Annotated in this window: 13 protein-coding genes, 1 tRNA gene and 3 pseudogenes; 10 read left to right on the top strand and 7 right to left on the bottom strand. The window is 72.8% G+C overall.

The annotated features are described in order from the left end of the window. Positions 1–2: 2 nt before the first annotated feature. Positions 3–2,051, top strand: coding sequence for a dihydrolipoyl dehydrogenase (gene lpdA, locus ABQ292_RS06120; RefSeq protein WP_369204391.1), 2,049 nt, complete (start codon positions 3–5; stop codon positions 2,049–2,051). A gap of 64 nt (positions 2,052–2,115) precedes the next feature. Here the strand turns inward: lpdA and ABQ292_RS06115 are convergent, their stop codons facing one another. Next, positions 2,116–3,825: an NAD-dependent malic enzyme gene (locus tag ABQ292_RS06115; RefSeq protein ID WP_369204295.1), complete on the bottom strand. Its 1,710-nt coding sequence runs from the start codon at positions 3,823–3,825 to the stop codon at positions 2,116–2,118. 446 nt (positions 3,826–4,271) lie between these two features. Beyond that, the gene (locus ABQ292_RS06110; protein WP_369204293.1) at positions 4,272–5,369 is read right to left on the bottom strand and encodes a TerC family protein; all 1,098 of its coding nucleotides are present in this window, start codon (positions 5,367–5,369) and stop codon (positions 4,272–4,274) included. A gap of 1,553 nt (positions 5,370–6,922) precedes the next feature. Between ABQ292_RS06110 and ABQ292_RS06105 the strand changes: the two genes are divergently transcribed. Beyond that, entirely contained in the window at positions 6,923–8,203 is a 1,281-nt protein-coding gene (locus ABQ292_RS06105; RefSeq protein ID WP_369204291.1) for a serine hydrolase domain-containing protein, read from the top strand. 34 nt (positions 8,204–8,237) lie between these two features. Here the strand turns inward: ABQ292_RS06105 and ABQ292_RS06100 are convergent. Next, a pseudogene (locus tag ABQ292_RS06100) lies at positions 8,238–8,524 on the bottom strand (transposase); the annotation flags it as partial. A gap of 584 nt (positions 8,525–9,108) precedes the next feature. On the opposite strand from ABQ292_RS06100, the gene ABQ292_RS06095 reads away from it, so the two are divergent. Continuing rightward, the gene (locus ABQ292_RS06095) at positions 9,109–9,525 is read left to right on the top strand and encodes a helix-turn-helix domain-containing protein (protein ID WP_369204289.1); all 417 of its coding nucleotides are present in this window, start codon (positions 9,109–9,111) and stop codon (positions 9,523–9,525) included. Here the strand turns inward: ABQ292_RS06095 and ABQ292_RS06090 are convergent. Next, the gene (locus tag ABQ292_RS06090; protein ID WP_369204287.1) at positions 9,470–12,175 is read right to left on the bottom strand and encodes an ATP-binding protein; all 2,706 of its coding nucleotides are present in this window, start codon (positions 12,173–12,175) and stop codon (positions 9,470–9,472) included. The two genes, ABQ292_RS06095 and ABQ292_RS06090, sit on opposite strands and share 56 nt — an antisense overlap. A gap of 109 nt (positions 12,176–12,284) precedes the next feature. On the opposite strand from ABQ292_RS06090, the gene ABQ292_RS06085 reads away from it, so the two are divergent. From ABQ292_RS06085 to ABQ292_RS06075, 3 genes and pseudogenes are all read left to right on the top strand, one after another. Next, the gene (locus ABQ292_RS06085; RefSeq protein WP_369204285.1) at positions 12,285–13,541 is read left to right on the top strand and encodes an FAD-dependent oxidoreductase; all 1,257 of its coding nucleotides are present in this window, start codon (positions 12,285–12,287) and stop codon (positions 13,539–13,541) included. A 1,537-nt stretch (positions 13,542–15,078) separates the two neighbouring features. After that, positions 15,079–15,894 carry an alpha/beta fold hydrolase gene (locus ABQ292_RS06080; RefSeq protein ID WP_369204283.1) on the top strand — a complete coding sequence of 272 codons (816 nt, stop codon included), beginning with the start codon at positions 15,079–15,081 and terminating at the stop codon, positions 15,892–15,894. A 539-nt stretch (positions 15,895–16,433) separates the two neighbouring features. Continuing rightward, positions 16,434–17,195 (top strand): annotated as a pseudogene (locus ABQ292_RS06075) (tyrosine-type recombinase/integrase); the annotation flags it as partial. A gap of 206 nt (positions 17,196–17,401) precedes the next feature. On the opposite strand, the gene ABQ292_RS06070 reads toward ABQ292_RS06075, so the two are convergent. Together ABQ292_RS06070 and ABQ292_RS06065 are read right to left on the bottom strand one after the other, a co-directional pair. Further along, positions 17,402–17,474, bottom strand: a tRNA-Ala gene (locus ABQ292_RS06070). 102 nt (positions 17,475–17,576) lie between these two features. Beyond that, positions 17,577–18,611: a M23 family metallopeptidase gene (locus tag ABQ292_RS06065; RefSeq protein ID WP_369204281.1), complete on the bottom strand. Its 1,035-nt coding sequence runs from the start codon at positions 18,609–18,611 to the stop codon at positions 17,577–17,579. Positions 18,612–19,138: 527 nt separating this feature from the next. Here ABQ292_RS06065 and ABQ292_RS06060 point away from each other — a divergent pair. From ABQ292_RS06060 to ABQ292_RS06045, 4 genes are all read left to right on the top strand, one after another. Beyond that, a complete protein-coding gene (locus ABQ292_RS06060; RefSeq protein ID WP_369204279.1) occupies positions 19,139–20,704 on the top strand; it encodes a mannitol dehydrogenase family protein in 1,566 nt (521 codons plus the stop codon). Beyond that, positions 20,701–21,498: an HAD family hydrolase gene (locus tag ABQ292_RS06055; protein ID WP_369204277.1), complete on the top strand. Its 798-nt coding sequence runs from the start codon at positions 20,701–20,703 to the stop codon at positions 21,496–21,498. The genes ABQ292_RS06060 and ABQ292_RS06055 overlap by 4 nt, the downstream gene beginning before the upstream one ends. Then, positions 21,495–22,625, top strand: coding sequence for a CDP-glycerol glycerophosphotransferase family protein (locus tag ABQ292_RS06050; protein WP_369204275.1), 1,131 nt, complete (start codon positions 21,495–21,497; stop codon positions 22,623–22,625). The genes ABQ292_RS06055 and ABQ292_RS06050 overlap by 4 nt, the downstream gene beginning before the upstream one ends. Before the next feature lie 79 nt (positions 22,626–22,704). Beyond that, on the top strand, positions 22,705–23,430 hold the full coding sequence (locus ABQ292_RS06045; RefSeq protein ID WP_369204273.1) for a phosphocholine cytidylyltransferase family protein: 726 nt from the start codon (positions 22,705–22,707) through the stop codon (positions 23,428–23,430). Between the two features lie 61 nt (positions 23,431–23,491). On the opposite strand, the pseudogene ABQ292_RS06040 reads toward ABQ292_RS06045, so the two are convergent. After that, positions 23,492–23,853 (bottom strand): annotated as a pseudogene (locus ABQ292_RS06040) (hypothetical protein); the annotation flags it as partial.

The following is a 23,853-nucleotide window of genomic DNA, read 5'->3' as shown; positions in this document are numbered from 1 at the left end:
ACATGCGCATCCCCGACATCGGCGACTTCGCGGACGTTCCCGTCATCGAGGTGCACGTGGCTCCTGGTGACGTGGTCGCCGCCGAGGACCCCGTCCTGACCCTCGAGTCGGACAAGGCGACGATGGACATCCCCGCGCCGGCCGCCGGGACCGTCGAGGAGGTGCTGGTCCGGGTCGGCAGCCGGGTGGCGACCGGTGACCTGGTGCTGCGCCTGGCCGGGACCGGCGCCGGCGCCCCGTCACCCACCCATCCGGTGACCCACGAGGACGCCGTCCCCGCCCCGGTGGACCGCCCCGGCTACGGCTCGGCCGCCGGCGTCTACGACCGGGTCGAGGTGACCGTGCCCGACCTCGGTGACTTCGCCGACGTGCCGGTGACCGAGGTGCTCGTCGGACCGGGCGACCGGGTGGGTCCGCACGACCCGGTGGTGACCCTGGAGTCGGACAAGGCGGTGATGGAGATCCCCGCCTCGCAGGCCGGCTCCGTCGAGGAGGTGACGGTGCAGGTCGGCGATCGCGTCCGCGCCGGCAGCATCCTGCTCTTCCTCCGGACCGAGGACGCGGCCGCCGTGGCGCCGGCCGGACCCAGCGCCGCGGTGACGGGCGCCCCCGCGCCGGCGACCGCGACCGGGCCCGGGGACGTCCGCGCCGACGTCCTCGTCCTGGGCGCCGGCCCCGGCGGGTACACCGCGGCGTTCCGCGCCGCGGACCTGGGCAAGGCGGTCGTCCTGGTCGACCGGTGGCCGGCGCTGGGCGGGGTGTGCCTGAACGTCGGCTGCATCCCGTCGAAGGCGCTGCTGCACGCGGCCAAGGTGATCGCCGAGACCCGGGAGATGGCCGAGCACGGGCTGTCGTTCGGGGAGCCGTCGGTCGACGTCGACGCGCTGCGTCGCTGGAAGGACACGGTCGTCGGCCGCCTCACCGGTGGGCTCACCGGCCTGGCCAGGCAGCGCAAGGTCACCACCATCCGTGGCTCCGGCCGGTTCACCTCGCCCAACCAGGTGCAGGTCGAGCTGGCCGACGGTGGCACCACCACGGTCGACTTCGAGCAGGCGATCATCGCCGCCGGGTCGGAGCCGGTCCGGCTGCCGTTCATCCCCCACGACGACCCGCGGGTCATGGACTCGACCGGCGCACTCGAGCTGGCAGACGTGCCGCAGCGGCTGCTCGTCCTCGGCGGCGGGATCATCGGCCTGGAGATGGCGACCGTCTACCACGAGCTCGGCGCCGAGGTCACGGTCGTCGAGCTGATGGACCAGATCATCCCGGGCGCGGACAAGGACCTGGTGCAGCCGCTGCACGAGCACATCGCGAAGGCCTACGCCGGCGTCCACCTGAAGACGAAGGTGACCGCCGTCGAGGCACGGCCGGAGGGTCTGGTCGCCACGCTGGAGGGCGACACGTCCACGACCGCGACGTTCGACCGCATGCTCGTGGCCGTCGGCCGCCGTCCCAACGGCCCGGCCATCGGCGCGGAGAAGGCCGGGGTGGTCGTCGACGAGCGCGGCTTCGTCCCGGTCGACAAGCAGATGCGCACCAACGTCCCGCACGTCTTCGCGATCGGCGACGTCGTCGGGCAGCCGATGCTCGCGCACAAGGCCACCCACGAGGGCAAGGTCGCCGCGGAGGTCACCGCCGGACAGAACAGCTACTTCGACGCACGGGTCATCCCCTCGGTCGCCTACACCGACCCCGAGGTCGCCTGGGTCGGCGTCACCGAGAACGAGGCCAGGGCCGCGGGGATCGCCTACGGCAAGGGCGTCTTCCCGTGGGCGGCCAGCGGCCGGGCGCTGTCCATCGGCCGCGACGAGGGGTTCACCAAGCTGCTGTTCGACGAGGCCAGCCACCGGGTGATCGGAGCCGGGGTCGTCGGCCCGTCGGCCGGCGAACTGATCGCCGAGCTGGGACTGGCCATCGAGATGGGTGCCGACGCCGCCGACATCGGGCTGACCATCCACGCGCACCCGACGTTGTCGGAGACCGTCGGGATGGCGGCGGAGGCCTTCGAGGGCACCCTCACCGACCTCTACCTGCCCAGGCGGAAGAAGTAGCCCTCATCTCGCGAGCCTCGTCGCGACGCAGCTCGGAGGCGCCGTCCCGATGGGGCTCCGGTGATCAGACCGCCTCGATCGTCGGGTAGACCGGCTGCCACATCGCCTCGTGCACCTGCTGGACCGGGTTGTCCAGCTCCACCTGCGCCAGCCCCTCGTCGGCCGCGGCGACGGCGACGGCGACGGCGACGGCGGCCGACACCCGACGCAGGTCGGAGACGGCCGGCAGCAGCGGCGCACCCGGCACGCTGAGGTCGGTCAGGCCGGCGACGGCGTCCGCACAGGCCTGGATCATGCCCTGACTGATCCGCCGCGCCCGGGCGACGGTGACGCCCAGCCCCAGGCCGGGGAACACCAGCGCGTTGTTGGCCTGCGCGATGTGGTGGGTCACCCCGTCGTGGACGACCGGCGGGAACGGGCTGCCGGTCGACACCAGAGCACGGCCGTCGGTCCAGGCCAGCAGGTCGGCCGGCTGGGCCTCGATCCGCGCCGTCGGGTTGGACAGCGGGAAGATGATGGGCCGCTCCACGTGCCCGGCCATCTCGCGGACCACCGCCTCGGTGAAGGCACCGGACTGGGTGGACGTCCCGATGAGCACGGTGGGGTGCACCTGCGCCACCGTCGCGGCCAGGCTGGCGGAGCCACCTGCCGGATCCGACGCCATCTCACCCGCCGGTCGGGCGTAGGGCACCTGGAAGTCGCGCAGCTCCTCGCCCATGTCGTCGGTGAGCACACCCCGGCGGCCGACCAGCCAGATCCGCCGTGCGGCCTCGTCCATCCCCAGCCCGTCACGAGCCATCGCCTCGCGGAGGAAGTCGGCGATGCCCACGCCTGCGGTACCGGGTCCGTGGATGACCACCCGCTGATCGCGCATCCGGGAGCCGGCGGCGCGGACGGCGGCCACCGCGGCGGCCAGGGCCACGGCAGCGGTGCCCTGCATGTCGTCGTTGAACGTGCAGACCTCGTCGGCGTAGCGGTCGAGGATGCGCCGTGCGTTGTCGACGCCGAAGTCCTCCCAGTGCAGCAGCGCGTTCGGGAACATCCGGCCCGCCGTCCGGACGTAGGCGTCGATGAACTCGTCGTACTGCTGGCCGCGGACCCGCGCGTGCCGGTTGCCGAGGTACATGGGGTCGGTGAGCAGCGCGTGGTTGTCCGTGCCGACGTCGAGGACGACCGGGATGACCCGCCGCGGATGGATGCCGGCCGCGGCGATGTACACGGTCAGCTTCCCGATGGCGATCTCGATCCCGCCGATGCCCTGGTCGCCGATGCCGAGGATGCCCTCGGAGTCGGTCGCGACGATGAGGTCGACCTCGTCGGCGGCGCGACCGAAGTTCGCCAGCGACTGCTCGATCTGGTCCTGGTGGTCGATGGACAGGAACACGCCGCGGGGACGGCGGTACTCGTGGCTGTAGCGCTCGATCGCCTGGCCGATCGTGGGGGTGTAGATGATCGGCAGCATCTCGTCGACGTGCTCGCTGAGCAGCCGGTAGAAGAGGACCTCGTTGCGGTCGCGCAGGGAGGTCAGGTACACGTTCTTGGCCAGGTCGTCCTGCGCTCGCACGTACTGGGCGTACACCCGCTTGGTCTGCGAGTCGATCGTCGTGACGCCGTGGGGGAGCAACCCCACCAGGCCCAGCGCGGCCCGCTCCTCCTGGGTGAACGCCGTCCCGCGGAAGACGAGCGGCTCACGCATCACCTGGGTGCCGCGAGCGCGGATCCGGTACACCGGACCCGTCCCGGTCTGCACGATCTCGTACGGACGCTCCATCATGACCCCTCCGACCAGGTCGGTGCTGGTGGGGACCCTAGTGGGCAACCGACGTGCCATCGGTCCGTCTGCTCAGCCTGGTCATCGCCGACCGCGGGACCGCTCCGCCGCAAGGAGCTGCCCGGCATGCCGCCCGATCGGCGCGCGAGCCGCCCACCGGACCTGCCTGAGCGCACCCGGCCGGGGCCACCAGGCCGGCCCCAGCACCTGCGGCGGGGAGACGACGGCCCCGAGCGAGGTCGCCGTCGTCAGGGTCCTCAGGCTGCCCTCGGTGGAGAGGTCGAGCAGTGCGCTGAACACCCGGGAGAAGCCGCTGTCGACGTGCAGCGCGAACGTCGACCGGACCCTCTGCGCGCTCGGCGCACCTACGACCTCGGCACGACCGTCCCTGGAGGACCTGTGGTCTCGGCCCCGCCGCCCGGTCGCGGAGGCCGGCGACCGCGTCGTCGTCAGGGTGACCCGGATCGCCGTTCCGGGTCACCCTCCGTCGACTCGCCCTCGGCGAGAGCGGGCTCCGGGTGCGGGTGCCGGCCGATGGCGCGCAGCTCTTGCAACTCCTTCCCCTGCGGGTGGTGGTGGCCGGAGACGTCGTGCGTGGCGAGGACCTCGGGATGGCGACGCACCTTCGCCAGGCTGGCCAGAACCGTGACGGTCAGCGTGAGCACGATGACCAGGAGCGACGTGACCGTGCTGATCTCGGGGAGCGCTCCGATGTGGTACTCGTGCAGCGCGTGGAGGATGAGCTTGATGCCGACGAATCCGAGGATCACCGCCAGGCCCAAGGACAGGTAGATGAGCCGGTCCAGCAGGCCGTCGAGCAGGAAGAACATCTGCCGCAGACCCATCAGGGCGAAGGCGTTCGCGGTGAACACGATGTAGGTCTCGCGGGTCAACCCGAAGATGGCCGGGATCGAGTCCATCGCGAACATGATGTCGGTCAGGAAGATCGCGATCATGACGACGGCCAGTGGCGTGAACACCCGCTTGCCCTGGACCTGCACGGTGAAGCGGCCGCCGTGATAGTCCTGTGTGGTCGGCAGGACCTTCTCGACGTACTTGAGGACCTTGTTCTCCCCTGGCTCGGTCTCGGTGCCGTGCTCGGTGGCCAGCTTGTACGCGGTCCACAGCAGGAACGCCCCGAAGACGAAGAAGAGCCAGGCGAAGCGCGCAAGGGCGGCCGCGCCCACGAGGATGAAGATGAAGCGCAGCACGAGCGCGCCGATGATGCCGAGCTGGAGCACCCGCAACTGGTTCTCCCGGGGCACCGCGAACGCGGACATCACCACGACGAAGACGAAGAGGTTGTCGACCGACAGGCTCAGTTCCGTGATGTACCCGGCGAAGTACTCCATGCCGTACTGGCCGCCGGCCAGAACCCAGATGCCAATCCCGAAGAGGGCGGCAACGGCGACGTACGCCGCGACACTGACGGCTGCCTCTCTCATGGTGACGACGTGAGGTCGGCGCCCCATGACCAGGAAGTCGAAGGCGAAGATGAGCGCGATGCCGCCGATCGTCAGCCACCACGTGGCCGGCCCGATGTCCACGCTGGCTCCTCTCGATGCACGACAGGTCCCGTGGGCAGCATGCTCCACTTTCCCTGGCAGGGCTCGGCCGAGGGCCCGCTCCGCCGACCCCCTCGACCGGTGCGGAGCGGTCGAGTCCGGCCGTGACACCGAACGGCGACCGGCAGGGCCGGGTCCGCGCAGGGGATCCGGTCGGCGCGGACCTGCACCAGCACCGCCGCTGCCTCGTCGGCCACGTCGACCGTCAGTCGCGATCACGTCCTTCCCCGGGTGGATGGCGGACCTCGCCGGGGTTCACCTGGCCGTCCAGATCGCGGAGTCCCGGCCTTGCGGGTGAGCGCCGGCTCGCGACGCCTGGGCGCGGGCCCTGCCGCGGCGGGCGGTGAGCCGGGCGTGCCGCGCGGCGAGGTGGTTGGCGCCCTTCATGCGCCCCACCGCGCCGGCGGCCTCGACAGCACCGCGGTCAGCCACGTGTAGCCGTGCTGCTGCTCGGGCCGCTGCCGTCGGCCGGCCGACTCGTGCACTCCCGGCGCCGGTCGACCTGGGGAACGGCACGCTCAGCGTGCGGCGCGGACCGCACCGCGTCGGCGGACAGGACCTGGTCCCGAGGAGCCGAAGGCCGAGCGCAGCCGGCGCACCCTGGCGCTACCCGGGCAACTCGTCGCGGCCCTCCGCGCCCACCGAGCCGGTCAACTCCAGGAGCGCATCGTCGCCGGTCCGCTCGGGGAGGACAACGACCTGGTCTTCGCACAGGCCACCGGCCGACCGAGCGGAAGTCGGACTGGCACCCCTGGAAGGTCCTCCTGCGTGGGGCGGCACACGGCAGCGACCCTGGTGCTGTCGGAGGGCGTCCATCCCCGGGTCGTCACGGACCTCCTCGGCCACGCACAGCTGCGAACCGCGACGGACACCTGCTGCCACGTCATGCCGCCCCTCGGCCGCGATGCCGCGGAACGCACGGGTAACACGCTGTGGGACCGATCCGGCACCGGATGTGCTCCGGTGGCCACCACGGTGGCACCAGAGACGACTCCGGCCGCTCCCCGACACGGGGAACGGCCTGGGGTCATCGGGGTGGAGCTGAGGGGACTCGAACCCCTGACCCCCACACTGCCAGGCCGTCATGATCGCGTTCGTGACCGGTCGCTGTCGTTCGGTGAGCCATTCGACGTGGCCGTTCGCACGAGGGCCGACGGCGGTGCACTGGCGCGAACGCCGCCAACTGCAACCACGACCGCGACCACCCAGGTAGAGCCACGGCCGATGAAGCCCTGGTGCCGACTCGAGCCCTTCGGCGCCTCCGGCTGTCGCTGGAGGCGGCCTCAGGGACATCGGCGAGGGCAGCCTCGGTTCTGAGCAGGACCCGGGATGCAGCGGTGGAGGTGACCGTGATCTCGGGATGAGGAGCTGCGTCCGAGGCTGCAGACATGGCGCTCGGTGCTCCGCTCCGTCGTGGTGTGAGGACGCGCCGCACACGCCCGTGTACTCCCACCGGAAGCCCCCACCAGTGCCCCGGCCGCGGCACCCTGAGCAGCCCTGCCCAGCATCTCTCCCTTCTCCCGGCGGAGCCCGCGATGACCGAACACCGCGCACCACTCGTGTCCACCCTGGCCGGGCTGCCTCGCGCCCTCGTCGCCGCGCTGCTGGTCCTCGCGGGCCTGGTGGCTCCTGTCGCGGGGCACGCCCACGCGCTCGCCGCGCCGGCCGGTCCGGTGACCGCGGGTGCAGGAGACGACGACCTGAAGGCGCAGCTGCGCGCTGACCTGGAGGCCCATCTGCAGGAGCGCGGGGTGGCGGAGCACGTCTCGGCCGCCGGGTTGAGCGTGAACCTGCCCGATCGGCACTCGACCATCGACGTCAGCGCCGGAACGACGACGCTCGGCGGCTCCGTGCCGGTGCGACCGGACAGCGTCTGGCAGATCGGTAGCAACACCAAGGCGTTCACCTCCGTGCTGCTGCTGCAACTGGAGGCAGAGCACCGCCTGTCCATCGACGACACCCTGGGCACGTGGCTGCCGCAGTATCCGCAGTGGGAGGACGTGACGATCCGGCGCCTGCTGAACATGACCAGCGGCATCGCGACCTACGACGACCAGCCGGCCTGGTACGCCGACTACGCCGCCGACCCGCACACCTACTTCTCACCGGAGCGGCTGGTCGGCTACGTACTCGACGCTCCGGCCACGACGGGCTACAGCTACTCGAACACCAACTACGTCCTCGCCGAGATGATCATCGAGCGGGTGACCGGGACGAGTTATCAGGACCAGCTGTACCGCCGCATCATCGAGCCGCTGGGCCTGTGCGACCTGCATTACCGCCCCGACGTCTACCCCGCCTCGGTGACCAGCCGCGAACCCGCCGGCTACTTCTCCAACGACGAGTTCCCGCTCCCCCAGCTGCTCGGCCAGGACGTCAGCCGGCACACGCTGTCCTGGGCGCGCGCCGCCGGCGGCATCCTCAGCACGACGAGCGACATGACCCGCTGGGAACGCGCGCTCTACAGCGGCCACCTGCTGCCACCCCAGCAGCAGGCCGAGCTGGAGAGCCTGGTCTCGATCACGACCGGCCAGCCCATCGCGAGCACATCGGCGACCGATCCCCAAGGATTCGGACTGGGGATCGCCCAGCTCACGGACCCGGAACTCGGGACGTTCTGGTTCTACGAGGGCGAGACCCTGGGCTTCCGCGCCCTGCACGCCTACTTCCCGGACACGGGGCTGATCATCGCCATCGGGCTGAACAGCGCCACCGCCGATGACCAGAGCGCCACCCTGATGAAGGCGGTGTACGACACGCTGCTCACGAACGGGATGATCCGCCCGCAACCGGTCCCCGTCACCGAAGGCGCATGATCCCCGGTCACATCTGCGCGGGGTTCGCCATCGTCCGCGGTCGTGCCGACCGCGCAAGGGGGGAGGACGACCCGGAGCGCAGCTCGGGGATCCGCAGCTCCAGATCCCCGGCGTCGTCGCGAGCACCCGCGGGCGGGAGCCGTTGGGCTGGGCGGTGCGGGTCTCGGTGCGCTCGTGCGGCGCGGCGCCGATGACGGCGGTGAGCTCCGCCTCGATCGACGCCAGATGGATCGTCGCCGCTGCCGAGCCTCTCCGGTCATCGACCTCAGCGGCCGTCCGTGCAGCCAGCACCTCGAGCAGGGCTGACTGGTCCAGGGCCAGGCGTCCGCCACGTCCGGCTGCACCACGGTCGGCACACCGCCGCGACCGTGCCGCTCAGCGAGAACGTCCACCCGCGGGTGGTCATGGAGCTGCTCGGCCACAGTCAGATGCGCACGACCACGGACATCCACAGCCACGTCATGCCGGCACCGGCCCGCGAGGCAGCCGACCGCATGGGCATCCTGCTGCTCACAGGTGAGGCAGGGCCAACTGCGACCAGGGACGACTCAGGCCGCTCTCCCGAGGGAGAACGGCCTGGTCATCGGGGTGGAGCTGAGGGGACTCGAACCCCTGACCCCCACACTGCCAGGCCGTCATGATCGCGTTCGCGGCGGTTCGCCGTCGTTCCGTAAGTCGATCGACGTGCTCGTTCGCACAACGGCGGACGTCGACGCACTGACGCGAACGCCGCCAACTGCAACCACAACTGCGACCACGCCAGGCCGAGCCACTCCTGCCGCCGCGGCCCCGAGTGTCTCTGACGACCTCGTGGATGGTTGCGGGGCGACTCGCGCGGACGGGCGGAGCAGGGTGGTGGTGTGTCGAGGACACTGCCCCGTGCCGCCGCTGTCGCCGATCGCCGGGTGACCGGACTCTCCCGGGAAGTGCTGGCTGAGTTGGTCGCCGAGCTGGGACCGCGCTGGCAGGCGCGTCAGGACGCACGGCTGGCCGATCGGCCACGCCGGCGGGCGGTCGGGGCCGCCGCCCGGTGCCGGCTGGTGTTCGTCGACCGACTGCTGGCCACCCTCGTGCATCTGCGTCACGGCGTCACCCATGACGTCTTGGCCTGCTGGTTCGGGGTGTCGCGCTCGACGATCACCCGGGCGATCGGAGAGGTGCGCCCGCTGCTGGCCGAGCGCGGCTGCACCATCGAAGGTGGAGTTCCGCTGCGCACCCTGGTCGACATGATCGCCCACCTGGGCGCCAGTCGCACCCAGGACCTCCCTAGTCCTGCGCGATCCGGGCAAGCTCGGTCCGGCCGCCGACGCCGAGCTTGGTGAAGACCTTGTGCAGGTGGAACTCCACGGTTTTCCGGGACAGGAACAGCCGGGTGGCGATCTCGGGGTTCGACGAACCGCCCGCGGCCAGCCGCGCGATCTCCAGCTCCTGCGGCGTGAGTCGGTCCCACTCCGTGACCGCACGGCGGCCGAAGGTCTCCCCCGTGGCGCGGAGCTCCGCGCGCGCCCGTTCCGCCCACGGCAGCGCGCCCGCCCGGTCGAAGGCTTCCGCGGCCGGCCGCAGCGCGAGCCGCGCGTCCACCCGGCGACGCAACCGCCGGAGCGTCTCGCCGTAGGCCAGCCGGGTGCGCGCCTCGTCGAGCGGCCGGGTGGCCGCCTCGTGCGAGTCCAGCGCCTCCTCGAAGCTGGCCAGGTCCCCTCCGGCAAGTTGCGCGGCGCCCCGGTGGGCGAGCGCGATCCCCCAGGGCGTCCCGGCCCGTCGGGCCCAGCCCCCGAACCGCTGCAGCGCGTCGCGCCCGTCCTCGGGACGGCCGGCCCGCGCCGCGGCCTCGACCAGGTCGGGAGTCGCCCAGAGCGCCACTGCCGCATGACTCAGTCCTCGCCCGGCCACCACAGGACCCAGTCTCGCGAGCGCCTGGTCCGGGCGACCGAGACCGAGCTCGAGCAACCCGAGCGCCCAGCCAGCGCCGGCCCGGACGGCGCCCAGTCGACGCGCTTCGGCCTCCTCAACGGCGCCCACGGCGTGCCGTCGGCAGGTCTCCTCGTCTCCCCGCCAGGCGGCGACCAGGGCGAGCACGACGTCGGCCGTGGCCGACTGCTGGCCGAGCTCGCGGGCGAGCCGCACGCCCTCCTGACAGGTTCGCTCGGCATCGCCGAGCAGCCCCGATTGGGCGTAGGAGAAGGCGAGCCGGTTGAGCGTCGTGGCCAGAAGCCCGAGGGCCCCGGTGCGGCGGAGGACCGCCTCCGCTCCCAGGTAGCAGCGCCGGGCGGCCACCTCATCACCGAGGAGCAGCCCCGCCTGCCCGGCCCGCAGCAGCACCAGGGGGTCCTCGGTCCGCCGGGCGGCACTCGTCACCCGGCGCAGCCGGGCGGCGCCGGCCGTCCAGTCCCCGGCCGCGACCTCCGCCGTCCCCAACAGCAGATCCACGACCGGTCCGTCCTCGCCGGCGTCTCCAGGCACCACCTGCTGGACCAGGCGGCCGAGCTCGACGGCCCGTTGGCCCCCGGCGAGCGAGGCCGCCTCGCCGGCGAGCGCGAGTCGGGCTAGGGCGGACGACCGGTCCGGAGCTTCCAGCGCCGCGGTGACGAGGAGCGGATAGGCGGTCTCCGGCGATCCCCCGCTCAGCTCGATGAGGCCACGCAGGCCAGACAGTCCTGCGCGCTGCTCGGGCGCCCGGAGGAAGGGTTCCGCGTCGTCCAGCAACTGCACCGCGCGCGTCGGGTGACCGGCGTTCCAGCTCGCCTCGGCCGCAGCCACCAGCCGCAGGCCGCGGATGTCGGACCGCCCGGTCAGCGTCGCAGATCGGGAGAGAGCCGCCGCGGCGGCGGCGGGACCGGACCGGGTGCGCGCCCGTTCGGCCGACGCCTCCAGGAGATCGGCGACGGCGTCGTCGGGGCTCACCGCTCCGGCCGCGAGGTGCCAGGCCCGGCGGTCGAGGTCCTCCGCGCCATCGAGGACGGCCGCCAGGCAGTGGTGCGCCGCCCGGCGGTCGGTGAAGCCGGCGTCCTGGTACACAGCCGACCGCACCAGAGGATGTCGGAACTCCACCCGTTCGCCGACAATCCGGACGAGACCGCTGGCCTCCGCGGGACCGAACGCGGCCAGCTCGAGGCCCTCCGCCGCGGCCGCTCGGCTGACCACGCCGAGCCGGCCCGTGTCGTCGGCGGCCGCCAGGAGCAGGAGCCGGCGGGTGATCCCCGGCAGCCGCGCCACCAGCGCCGCGAACACTCGCTCAACGCCGCCGCCGACGGGCAGCGGGTCGGGCAACGGCTCCAGCCCGGTCAGCTGCGCCGCGCTCATCACGCTGGGCACCTCGACGAGCGCCAGCGGGTTCCCGCCGGTGCCGGCGACCAGCCGCCGGCGGACGTCCTCGGTCGCCGTGGGTGCCCGCTCAGCGATCAAGGCGGCCGCGGCCTCCGGGTCGAGGCCATTGAGCACCAGCTCCGGCAGGCCTGCGGCGACGAACGCATCCCGGCCGGTGGCGCGGGTGGCGAGGATCAGTCCGGCACCTTCGGCCTCGAGCCGCCGGGCCGCGAAGACCAGCGCCTCCACCGAGGCCGAATCCGCCCACTGCGCGTCGTCCACCAGGCAGACCGCCCCGGAGTCCGCCGCGACCTCGCCGAGCAGCGACAGCAGGCCGACGCCGACGAGGAACCGGTCGCTGCCGCGCCCCGGCCCCAGGCCGAGCGCCCCGCGCAGGGCATCGGCCTGCACGAGGGGCAGCGCGTCGAGCCGGTCGGTCACGGGAGCGAGCAGCTGCTGCAGCACCGCGAACGGCAGTTCCAGCTCGGACTGCACGCCGGCCGCCCGCAGGCAACGAGCAGACCCCGCTCGCTCCGCCGCCCACGAGAGCAGCGCGGACTTTCCGACCCCGGGGTCGCCGCGGAGCACGAGCACCTGGCTGCGCGATGCCCGCGCATCCGCGAGCACGCCGTCGAGGCGGATGCGCTCCGACCGGCGGCCGAGCAGCACCCGGTCAGGTTAGTCCCGCACGACTGGGGAGGTCATCGATGCGATCGCGGTTCCGCGCCCGCCAGCCTGGTCATCGGCACACATCCGACGCCGACGAGGGGAGCCGGCCATGTCGAACCACACCGCCGAAGAGTCCTGGGCCCGACAGCACGACGAGCCGAAGGGCATCGCCATCATCGGAGGCGGCCCGGCCGGGCTGGTGGCGGCCATCGCGCTCGCCCGGCGCGGGATCGCCACCACGGTCTTCGAGCGGGACGCGCACCCCGAGCTGGCCCCGCGCTTCAACCCGGACCGCTCGTACACCATCGACATCACCGGGCACGGCCTGCGGGCCCTGCGACACATCGACGCCACCGGACACTTCGACGACCGGCTGCTCCCGTTCCGGGGCATCCAGTACGGGGGCCGGGTGGTCGAGGACTGGCCGGGCCCGGGATGGACCGGCGCCCGTGGCGACATCCTCCGGGCGCTCGCCGCGGTGATCAGCGACCGCCACAAGGACGCGGTCCACGTGGAGTACGGCTGCCGTGTCAGCGAGGTCGACGTGCTGACCGGAGCCGTGTCGTACACGCCGCCGGGCGGGGAACCGATGACCCGGCAGTTCGACCTCGTCGTCGGCGCGGACGGCGCCGGCTCCGTGGTCCGCGACGCCGTGCAGCAGCGCGTTCCCGGGTTCACCGTGGCGCGGAAGTCGCTGCCCAACTACCTCACGATGATCGCGCTCGATCGGCTCGTCGACCAGCTCGACGAAACCTACCTCCAGGCCCTGGCGACCCGGCCGTTCTGCGTCGCCGGCGCGATCCCCGGCGACGATGAATCCGACAGGCCGCGCTGGTTCTGCGGGATCGGCACCCGCCGGCCGCTCTCGTTCTCCTCGGCCTCGGCGGCCCGGGCCTACCTGCAGCAGCACTGTCCGCGCGTGCTCGACCTCGCCAGTGACGCGGCGGTCACGGCGTTCGCCGACCGGACCTGCTACCACATCGGCCAGAAACTCACGTGTTCCCGGCTGGACGGCGGGCGAGCCGTGCTGCTGGGTGACGCAGCCGGCCCCTTCCCACCCATCGGCCAGGGTGTCAACGCCGCCATGGAGGCGGCCGTCGCATTGGACAGGTGCATCGGCACTGCCGAACCTGGCGCCACCGGCCTGTCCGGGGCGGCGCAGAGCTACACCGCGGCGTGGAAACCGGAGCTGGACGCGATCTCCTGGATCAGCGAGAAGATGCTCTTCGAGAACCGGTTGCACACCCTGCGGGCCAACCTGACCATGCGCTGGGGCATCAACCCCATCGGCCGCGCCAAGAGCGAGGACATCCCGTGGTCCCGAGTGCAGGCGGACGCACGTCGCTGGGGACCGCTGTGGTGGTGACCGCGCCCGGCGGCTCCGACGGGCGCGCTTCGTGTGGAGCGTCGATGATCCGCGCGCCGACACGACCCCGTGCCGACGAGGGGCAGGGTGTCCGTGCTCCGGTGCCGGCTATGTGAGCCTGGGCGTTCCTTCGGTCGTCGACCGAAATGTGTGGTCGATCTGCAGCGCGAGCTGGGTCCGCGAGCTGATACCGAGTTTGGCGAAGACACTGCGCAGATGGGCGTCGTCAGCGGAGGGTGTGGCGGCAAGGGCGGTGTCCACGCGGATCCGAGGCGCGAGAACTCGCCCGATGACTCACCCGCTTCCGCTCATACGCCAACTGCGGTTCGCGGCTCTGCACAGCGCTTCTGCTGCTCGCTGCCCGATAATCCCGGGCGAGCCGATGCGGGTGCAGCCCAGCCGCGTCAGGCATCCGACCAGCGAAGACGTTTGATCCTGGCGTCCTCGTGAGGCTGGCACAGCGCTCACCAGCCCGATGACCTGCCGCCGGCCGCCGGCCGCCGCGAAGGCGACGCGGATGATCCAGCTGGACAGCCGAGAAGTGGGGTAGGTCAGCCGCTGACCGGTGGCCGGAGGGGAACTGGAGGTCGCCTTGACCGACGGCCTCGAGATCCCCGGACCACCGGAGGAACGGCTACAGACCCTGGCCCGACATCTCGGCCGACCCACCGAGGACCGCAGCTGCTTCCTGCACCAACCCCCAGAAAGATCATGGTTTCGTCCAACACCCTTGAGCTGTAGGCCTGCCGTCTGACCGTGGCCGCCGACTGCAACCTCACCGGAGTCATCGGCGATCACCATCCGAGTAACGCCTCTGCCACTCCTTCCATTGGCCTCAAGATGGAGGTTGCCATCCTTCTAAAGATGGATGTTGAACCATTGATCACCGTTGTGTAAGTTTTGGCTCGTCGGCATTCCGCTCTCCTGATGGTGACCTGTTTCGGCGACGTTCAAAGGGTGAACCCGCCTCCGTCACCGCCGCGTCACGCCCGCGCGGCGTAGCGGGACCTACTTGCCCTCGACGCCCTCGCCGCGGCGCACTGGACCACCGAACTCACGCGTCCCCGAGGATCCGCTTCGAGCACAGCATCAGCCATCTCAAGAACTGGCGGGCCCTGTCCCGACACCTCGGCCGACGCGAACATCTGGAATCGATCCTGCCCGCGGTCGCCAGCCTGGTCCCCAGCCAGGAACGAGCACGGCGACCTGACCAGCCTCACCGTCCGCCCAGAGCTCTCCCGTCTGGCACCGACGCGTGATCGAAGAGGCCCTGAACAGATGCACGACGGCCCGCCGCTAACCATGCGCGAGGTTGTTGAAGACACGGCCGACAACGAGCCCATCTCCAGCGTCAGCTCCTCGTGGCAGTCAGTTCGGCAGCACGGAGGACATGTCACACGTCGTCCGCGCTTCGTGACCGACCTCGGGGCTGCTCGCGCCGTTCGCCATCAGATGCAAGCGGTGACTCGCCGATCTGCCTGCTCCCGCGTGCCCGATGCCTGGACTGCGGCCCCGTGGGCCTTCCACCATCGCCGCCATGAGGGAGTCGATGGCGCGGGTCGCGATCGACGGCGGCGACCTGGAGACGGTGATCCTCGGCTCTGGCGACCCCGTCGCCCTCGTGCCCACCGCGCTGACGGCGGACGAGCTCCTGCCGCTGGCCGAGCGGCTGCAGGGGCGGTTCCGGGTCGTTCACTACCACCGGCGCGGCTATGCCGGCAGCAGCCCGGCCACGCCACCCGGTTCCGTGGCACAGGACGCGGGTGACTGCGCACGACTGCTGGCGGCGCTCGGCTTCCAGAGGGTGCACGTCCTCGGTGTCTCCTACAGCGCCGCGGTGGCCATCCAGATGGCCGTGGACCACCCCGACCTGATCCGCACGCTCACGCTGGTCGAACCGCCACCGGTGCACGGCTCCGGGGATGCCATGTTCCGGGCCGCCAACGCCGACCTCCTGGGCGACCGGCAGGCGCGGGGAGCCGAGGTCGCCGTCGACCGCTTCCTCACGCGCACGATGGGGCCCGATTGGCGCGGCCGGCTCGACGGCGTCATCCCGGGCAGCTCGGCGCAGGTGTTGCGCGACAGCCGGACCTTCCTCGACGTCGACATCCCGGCGCTGCTCGCCTGGCCGTTCGACGCCTCCACTGCCACCCGGGTGCGCTGTCCGGTGCTGCACGTCGCCGGAAGCGACCACGGCCCCTTCTTCGACGGGGTCGGCGACCTGATCCGCGCGTGGCTGCCGCAGGCCGACCAGGTGGTGATCGCAGGTGCCGGGCACGACGTCGCACTGACCCACCTCGATGCGCTGCTCGGGGTGCTCGTGCCCTTCCTCGCCCGCCATCGCGTCAGCTGACCATCGCCCCCGAGACTGCGGCGGGACGCGTTCAGCGCGGCGGAAGCGACCGCTACCTCGTGGCCTCCCGTCACCGCCCAGATGAGATCAGCGCCGCCACCGCGGTCACCACACCCACGTCGACGCGTCGGCTCAGCTGCCCCTGAGGCCGCCCTCAGGGGCGGTCTCCCGCTACCGCGGCTGACCCGCGCATGGCCGGACTTCACACCCGTCCTTCGCTTCTGGCCTTGATCCCCTCGGCCTCAGCGGTCAGGTAGCGATCAGTGAGGCGACGGTGAAAGCGTCCCATCACTACGCCCATAGGCGAGTCGACGATCTACAAGGGCGCCGACGGTCGCTGGCACGGCTACGTCTCCGTCGGCTTCAGGCTGGACGGCAGGCTCGACCGCCGGCACGTCAGCAGCAGGACCCGCGGCGTCGTCGTTGCCAAGGTCCGCGAGCTCGAGCGCAGGCGCGACACTGGAACGGTCGGCGAGACGTCCACCCCGACCGTCGCCTGGTGGCTCGAGCACTGGCTCACCACCATCGCGCCGCGCCGGGTGCGCCAGCGGACGCTGGAGAGCTACGAGTCCGCCGTCCGCAGGCACCTGGTCCCGGGCGTCGGCCGGCACCGCCTCGGCCGCCTGCGGCCTGAGCACCTGAACCAGCTCTACACGGCCCTGCTCGACACCGGCTACTCCCCCGCCACGGTGCTGCGCCACCACCGGATCCTGTCCCGGGCCCTCACCGTCGCCGTCCAGCGCGGCCACGTCCCGCGCAACGTCGCCCCGCTCGTCGACCCACCCGCGCAGCGTCCGAGCGACGTCGCCACCGCCCTGGACCTCGGCGAGGCCCGCGCCGTCCTGGAGGCGGCGGCGCACGTCCGCAACTCCGCCCGCTGGACCGTCGCCCTGGCCCTCGGGCTGCGCCAGTCGGAGGCGCTGGCGCTGCAGTGGAAGGACGTGGACCTGCTGGGCAACATCCTCACCGTCCGGCGCAGCCTCCACCGCGTACGGGGTGGCGGCCTGGTGTACGGGGAGCCCAAGAGCAAGCGCAGCCACCGCACCCCGGCCCTGCCGCTGCCGTTGGTCGCCGAGCTGCACCGGCACAAGGCCGCCCAGAACGGCGAACGGATGCTCGCCGGCTCGGAGTGGCACGACGAGGACCTCGTCTTCGCCCAGCCCGACGGCCGGCCGATCGACAAGAAGGCCGACTACGAGGAGTGGACGCGCCTGCTCCGCAAGGCGGACGTCCGCCACGTCCGCCTGCACGACGGGCGCCACACCGCCGCCACCCTGCTGCTCAGCGAGAACGTCCACCCGCGCGTCGTCATGGAGCTGCTCGGCCACAGCCAGATGCGCACGACGATGGACATCCACAGCCACGTCATGCCTGCACCGGCCCGCGAGGCGGCCGACCGTATGGGAAGCCTGCTGCTGCCAAGTGGAACGAGGCGAACTGCAACCACAACTGCAACCAGAGACGACTCAGGCCGCTCTCCCGAGGGAGAACGGCCTGGTCATCGGGGTGGAGCTGAGGGGACTCGAACCCCTGACCCCCACACTGCCAGTGTGGTGCGCTACCAGCTGCGCCACAGCCCCGTACCTCGGCTCGGTCTCGCTCGAGCCAGGGAGAACTGTACATCGCCGGCCGGGCGCCACCGTCGCGGGGGTGGCCGCGCGTCGCGCCGCCGGGGACCGTGCTCAGACCTCGACGCCGCGCTCGGCGAGCCAGTCCACCGGGTCGATGCGCTGGCCGTTCATGCCGCCCTCGTGCACCTCGAAGTGCAGGTGCGGACCGGTCGACTGGCCCCGGTTGCCCAGCAGCGCGATCGTCTCGTCGGCCTCCACGTACTGCCCCGGCTCGACCAGGATCTCGTCCATGTGGCCGTAGACGGTCACGTCGCCGGTCTCGTGGAGGACGTACACGGCCAGGCCGAAGCCGCTGGCCGCACCCGCGCGCACCACGACGCCGTCGGCCGCTGCCATCTCCGGCGTCCGCATGGGCGCGGCCAGGTCGATGCCGTAGTGGAAGGTCCCCCACCGGCTGCCGAAACCGCTGGTGAACCGCGCGCCGTCGACGGGCAGCACCGTCTTCGGCCGCGCCGCCTCCGCGGCGGCCTCGGCGGCGGCGGCCTCCGCGGCCGCCCGCTCGGCGCGAGACGCGGCCACCTCCTGCAGGCGTGCCTGCGCCTCGGCCTCGGTGATGGAGGCCATCGGCATGACCTCGACGGCCTCGTCACCGGTGAGCAACTGGTCCTGGGCCAGCACCGGGGTGGGCCCGGCCGCAGCGTCCGGGGTCCCCGGCAGGCCGAACGCGCCGGCGCCGATGGCCCCGGCGACGAGCGCGGCGAGCAGCAGGGGTGGACGGCGGTCCCGGGCACGTCCCCGGCGGGCGGCGCGCGGGGCGCCCGTGCCGACCTCGGCGGGGCCGTCGGCCACCGCGATCCGGGGGACCTCGACGTCGTCGACCCACGCCTCGTCGACCCGCACCTCGTCGACCGGGACCTCGCCCGTCTCCCCCGCCGCCGGCAGGACCGCGGTCGCCAGGGCGGCGACGGCGACCGGGGACGCAACGGCGACCGGAGCCGGGACACGGAAGTCGTCGCGAGCCGCCCGCGGGGTGGGGAGGACGACGGACGGGCCGGCGACGTCGGGGCGGACCGGGGGGAAGCCGCGCAGCGGGGAGACCTGGCGGGCGTCGACGCGGCGGTGGGCGCCGGTCCGGGGACCGGGCACCGCCCTGTGCGATCCGCTCGCGGGGCGGACCAACAGGTCCGCGTCACTCCGGTGCACGCCCATGCATCTGCCCGTCTCGTGGGAAGCGGGCCCAGGCGAGCCCCGATTCGGTCGCACGCATCCAAGCATCCCGTGACGGCTTCGTGACCATCTGTGCGGCGTGTCGAGGACGGACACACCTTGTGGCGTTCCTCACGCCACGCCGAGAGGGGTTTGCCGCGACCGCGGACGGGGCATATCCGCGCCCCCGGCGTGAAACAGCGCGCGCCGGTCCGACGAGCGCCACCGCAGGGCCTGGACGGCCGCGGGAACGGATCGCCGTCGGTCCGCCGCGGACGACCCGCCGGGGACGTCGCCGGAACACCGGCCGTCGCACCTGCCACGTGCGCACGACGACACCGGCGTGGTCCATGATCATCCCGGTGCGGCCTCCGGGCGCGCCCCCAGCCGTGGGTGCGGCGAGCCCAGGCCGCACCGGCGCGAACACGGCCCGAGCAGGGCCCGAGCAGGAAGGACCGGATGCCTCGATGGCACAGCCCGAGCGCCCCCCGCGGGAGGACCCGCGGGCCGGCACGGCCGCTGCGGTACCGACGGTGCCCGTCGTCCGCATCCGGCCGCTGACCGCCGCGACGCTCGAGCAGCACGGGGCCCGGCTCACCGTCCCCACCTACGACCGCTCGGCACTCGTGCCGGCCGTGGTGCACCTGAGCGTGGGCGGCTTCTCGCGCGCCCACCAGCTCACCTACTTCGACGAGGTCGCCGAGCGGCGGATCTCCGACCAGTGGGGCGTCGTCGGCGTCGGCCTGCGGGCCCGCCTGATGCAGGAGGCGCTCGCGCCGCAGGACAACCTGTACACCGTCGTCGAGCGCAGCCCCGACGGCGAGCGCGCCCGCGTGGTCGGCGTCCTCACCGACTACCTGTTCGCACCCGACGCGCCCGCCGCCGTCCTCGACCGGCTCGCCGACCCGCGCACCCGCGTGGTGACGATGACCATCACCGGCGCGGGCTACCTGCTCGACCCCGTCACCGGCGACTTCACCCCCGACGACGACGTCGCGCACGACCTCGCGCACCCTGGCGCCCCGCGCACCGTCTTCGGCCTCCTCGTCGAGGCGCTCGACCTCCGCCGGCGGGCGGGCACCGCGCCGTTCACGGTCCTGTCCTGCGACAACCTGCACCGCAACGGCGACGCCACCCGCGCCGCCGTCGTCGGGTTCGCCGCCCTGCGCGACGAGGTGCTCGCCCGCTGGATCACCGACCGGGTGGCCTTCCCGAGCAGCATGGTCGACCGGATCACGCCGCAGACCACGCCGGAGGAGCGCGCCACCGTGGCCGCCCGGCACGGCATCGACGACCGCTGGCCGGTGATCACCGAGCCGTTCTCCCAGTGGGTGATCGAGGACGTCTTCTGCAACGGCCGGCCGCCGCTGGACCGGGTCGGCGTCCGGTTCGTCCGCGACGTGACCGAGCACGAGCTGATGAAGACCCGGCTGCTCAACGCCAGCCACTCGGCGCTGGGCTACCTCGGAGTGCTCGCCGGGTACCAGCGCATCGACGAGCTGATGGCCGACCCGGTCTTCGCCCGGTACGTCACCGCCCTCATGGACGACGAGGTCACCCCGCTGATCCCGTGCCCGGAGGGCATCGACCTCGCCGAGTACAAGGCGGTGCTGCTGCAGCGCTTCGCCAACCCGGCCATCGCCGACCGGCTCTCCCGGCTCTGCCGCCGTGGCTCGACGAAGCTGCCGCACCACCTGCTGCCCTCGCTGCGCGAGGCGCTGGCCCAGGGCCGCCCACACGCGCTGCTCACCCTCGCCGTCGCCGGGTGGGTGCGCTGGCTGCAGCGGACCGACGACGCCGGCCACCCGCTGCCGGTGGAGGACGACCGCGGCCCGCACCTGCAGGCCCTGGCGCGCGCCGGTGGCAGCGACCCGCGGCCGCTGCTGGCCGACGAGCCGGTGTTCGGCGACCTCGGCCGCGTGCCCGGCTTCGCCGAGGAGCTCGCCGCCGTGCTGCGCCGGCTCCAGCGGGACGGCGTGCGGGCGACCCTCGCCTCCGCCACCGCCGCCGCTCCCCCGGCGGCCGCCCGGTGAGTGCCCCCCGCACGGCTGCAGCGGCCCTCCCCCGGGACGTCGTCGCCGGCCTCACCGCCCTGCTCTGCGACGCCGACGGCAACCTCTTCCCCTCCGAGGAGCCGGCCTTCGTCGCCTCCTCGGAGGTCACCAACCGCTTCCTCGGCGAGCTCGGCGACGACCGCCGGTTCACCCCGGAGGAGCTGCGCCTGGCCACCACCGGCATGAACTTCCGGACGACGTCGCGGCGGCTGGCCGCCGAGGCGGGCCGGCCCGAGGTCGACGTCGAGCCGTGGGTGGACGAGGAGCGCCGTGCGGTCACGGCCCACCTCGGGGAGCACCTGCGCCCGCACGAGCCGACGACGGCCGCCCTGACCGCGCTGGCGGCGCACCTGCGGCTGGCCGCGGTGAGCTCCAGCGCGCTGGGCCGGCTGGCCGCGTGCTTCACCGCCACCGGACTCGACGAGCTGATCCCGCCGGCGGCCCGCTTCAGCGCGGAGGACTCCCTCCCGACGCCCACCAGCAAGCCCGACCCGGCCGTGTACCTGCACGCCTGCGCGCAGCTCGGCATCGCCCCGGCGGCCGGCCTGGCGGTCGAGGACTCCGTGCCCGGTGCCCTGTCGGCGGTGCGGGCCGGCTGCCCTACGGTGGGCAACCTGCTCTTCGTCCAGCCGGCCGAGCGCGCCGACCGGGAGGCCGCGCTGCGCGGAGCCGGCGTGCTGGCCGTCGTCACGTCCTGGCAGGAGCTCGCCGACCTGCTGCTGCCCGTCCTCGCCGGCCGGGACCTGCCCGCCACTCCGGGAGGAGCCCGATGAGGATCGTCTACAGCAGCTTCCGCGGGCTGTTCTCCGACAGCCCCCGCGCGGTCCACGAGGCGCTCGTGGCCCGCGGCGACGACGTCACCCACACCTGGCTGACCTCGAGCGTCGCCGCGGACGCCTTCCCGACCGGCGTCGAGACCATCCCCTTCGGCAGCCCGGAGAGCATCGCCGCGCTGGAGGCCGCCGACGTCGTCGTCTCCAACGACCACGTGCCGCTGGACTGGGAGAAGCGGCCCGGCGCGTTCTACCTGCAGACCTGGCACGGCACGCCGCTCAAGCGGATCCACAACGACGTCCTGTGGGCGCCCGAGGGCCGGCTGGCCTACCTCGAGCACGACATCGCCCGGTGGGACGCGATGCTCTCGCCCAACCCGTACAGCACCGCCCGGTTCCGCCAGGCGTTCGGCTACCGCGGCCCGGTCCACGAGACCGGCTACCCCCGCAACGACCTGCTCTCCAGCCCGCGGCGCGACGAGGTGCGCGCGCAGGTGCGGGCCCGGCTGGGCATCGGCGAGGGCACCCGCGTCGTCCTCTACACGCCCACCTGGCGCGACGACCTGGTCTTCGAGGGCACCGGCGAGAAGGACTTCGAGTTCCCGGTCGACCTCGCCGACTTCAGCGCCCGGCTGGGCGGGGACCACGTGCTGCTGCTGCGGCTGCACAACATGGTCTCCGACCGGCTCGAGCCGATCGAGGGCATGCCGGTGCGCGACGTGTCCGCCTACCCGGACATCCGCGACCTGTACCTGGCGGCCGACCTCCTGGTCACCGACTACTCGTCGACGATGTTCGACTTCGCGATCACCGGCAAGCCGCTGCTGTTCTTCACCTACGACCTGGCGGAGTACCGCGACGAGCTGCGCGGTTTCTACTTCGACCTGGAGGAGGTGGCGCCGGGGCCGCTGCTGTCGACCAGCCGCGAGCTCGTCGACGCCATCGCCGACCTGGAGGGGGTCACCGCCGCGCACGCCGAGCGCTACGCGCGGTTCCGGGAGACCTTCACCGCCCTCGAGGACGGGCACGCCACCGAGCGCGTCCTCGACCTGTTCTTCCCGCCCGGCGGAGCCTCCGCCGGTGCGACACCGACCACCCGAGGAGGGGACCACAGTGCGCATCGCTGACATCGCGCGGACCGCCGGAGCACGCGGCCGGACACTCTCTGCACGGCCAGGCGCCCGCCCGCGACCGGTCCCCGTCCAGGTGGTCGTCCTGGCCGCCGGGATGGGCACCCGCCTGGGCCGGCCGCTGCCCAAGCCGCTGACCCCGCTGCTGGACGGGCGCAGCATCCTGCACCGCCAGCTCGACACGCTCGAGCAGGTGCTCGGCCCGGGCGTCGACGTCACCGCCGTCGTCGGCTTCCAGTGCGAGCTGCTGATGCAGGCCGCGCCGGACCTGCGCTTCGCCTACAACCCGCACTTCGCGCGGACCAACACGTCCAAGAGCCTGCTGCGCGGGCTGCGGACGACGCGCGAGGGCGGCGCGCTGTGGCTCAACGGCGACGTGGTCTTCGACGCCGGGGTGCTGGAGTCCGTGCTGCCGGCGATCCTCGCCGACGAGAGCTTCGTGTGCGTCGACACCTCCACCGTGGCCGACGAGGAGGTCAAGTACACCCTCGACGCCGACGGCTTCATCGCCGGGCTGTCGAAGACGGTGACCGGCGGGCTCGGTGAGGCCGTGGGCATCAACTACGTCTCCTCGGCGGACAAGGCCACCCTCGTCGAGCACCTGGACGCCGTCGGCGACCAGGACTACTTCGAGCGCGGCATGGAGACGGCGATCGCGGAGGCCGGTCTGCGGTTCCGGCCGCTGGACATCTCCCGGCACACCGCCGTGGAGGTCGACTTCGAGGCCGACCTCGACCGGGCCAACGCGCTGCTGTCCAGCGCGCGCCTGCACCTGCACCCGGTGCTCAGCAGTAGCGACTAGGGGAAGGACCCCCCCCGCCCCCCGCCACTCGCGAGCTCGCGGCGTGCCCCTGCAGGGGGCCTCAGCCGACCGGCTGGGGCTCCGGCGCCGGCCGGTCGGCCCCGGTGCGCTCGGGGTCGCGGAACCGGCGTGCGGCGGCCAGCCCGGCGGCGACCAGCCCGGTGCCGCCGGCCACCAGGACGGCGACCGCGACCCGGGCGAGCACGTCCGGGCCGTTGCTCACCACGTTCGCGCTCCACAGCACGTCGACGTCGGGCAGGCCCTGCACCAGCAGCAGCCACCCCAGGACGACGGCGCACAGCCCGGCCATCACGCCGCGGCCGCGGTGGGCGGCCACCGCCCCCAGCACCGCGACCAGCGCGGCGGTGACCGCCGGCAGCAGGGCCGAGACCACCGCCGCGGCGTGCGAGGACACCGTCACCG

It is taken from the genome of Geodermatophilus maliterrae, from assembly GCF_041018925.1.
Lineage (GTDB): Bacteria > Actinomycetota > Actinomycetes > Mycobacteriales > Geodermatophilaceae > Geodermatophilus > Geodermatophilus maliterrae.
Note: the sequence above shows the minus strand (reverse complement) of the source record. Positions and strands in the feature narration are given on the sequence as shown.

Bases quoted from the DNA above. Each gene is read 5' to 3' on its own strand.
- ABQ292_RS06060 (WP_369204279.1), top strand. From the start codon at position 19,139: ATGGCACAGCCCGAGCGCCCCCCGCGGGAGGACCCGCGGGCCGGCACG.
- lpdA (WP_369204391.1), top strand. From the start codon at position 3: ATGCGCATCCCCGACATCGGCGACTTCGCGGACGTTCCCGTCATCGAG.
- ABQ292_RS06085 (WP_369204285.1), top strand. From the start codon at position 12,285: ATGTCGAACCACACCGCCGAAGAGTCCTGGGCCCGACAGCACGACGAG.
- ABQ292_RS06115 (WP_369204295.1), bottom strand. From the start codon at position 3,825: ATGATGGAGCGTCCGTACGAGATCGTGCAGACCGGGACGGGTCCGGTG.
- ABQ292_RS06080 (WP_369204283.1), top strand. From the start codon at position 15,079: ATGAGGGAGTCGATGGCGCGGGTCGCGATCGACGGCGGCGACCTGGAG.
- ABQ292_RS06105 (WP_369204291.1), top strand. From the start codon at position 6,923: ATGACCGAACACCGCGCACCACTCGTGTCCACCCTGGCCGGGCTGCCT.
- ABQ292_RS06050 (WP_369204275.1), top strand. From the start codon at position 21,495: ATGAGGATCGTCTACAGCAGCTTCCGCGGGCTGTTCTCCGACAGCCCC.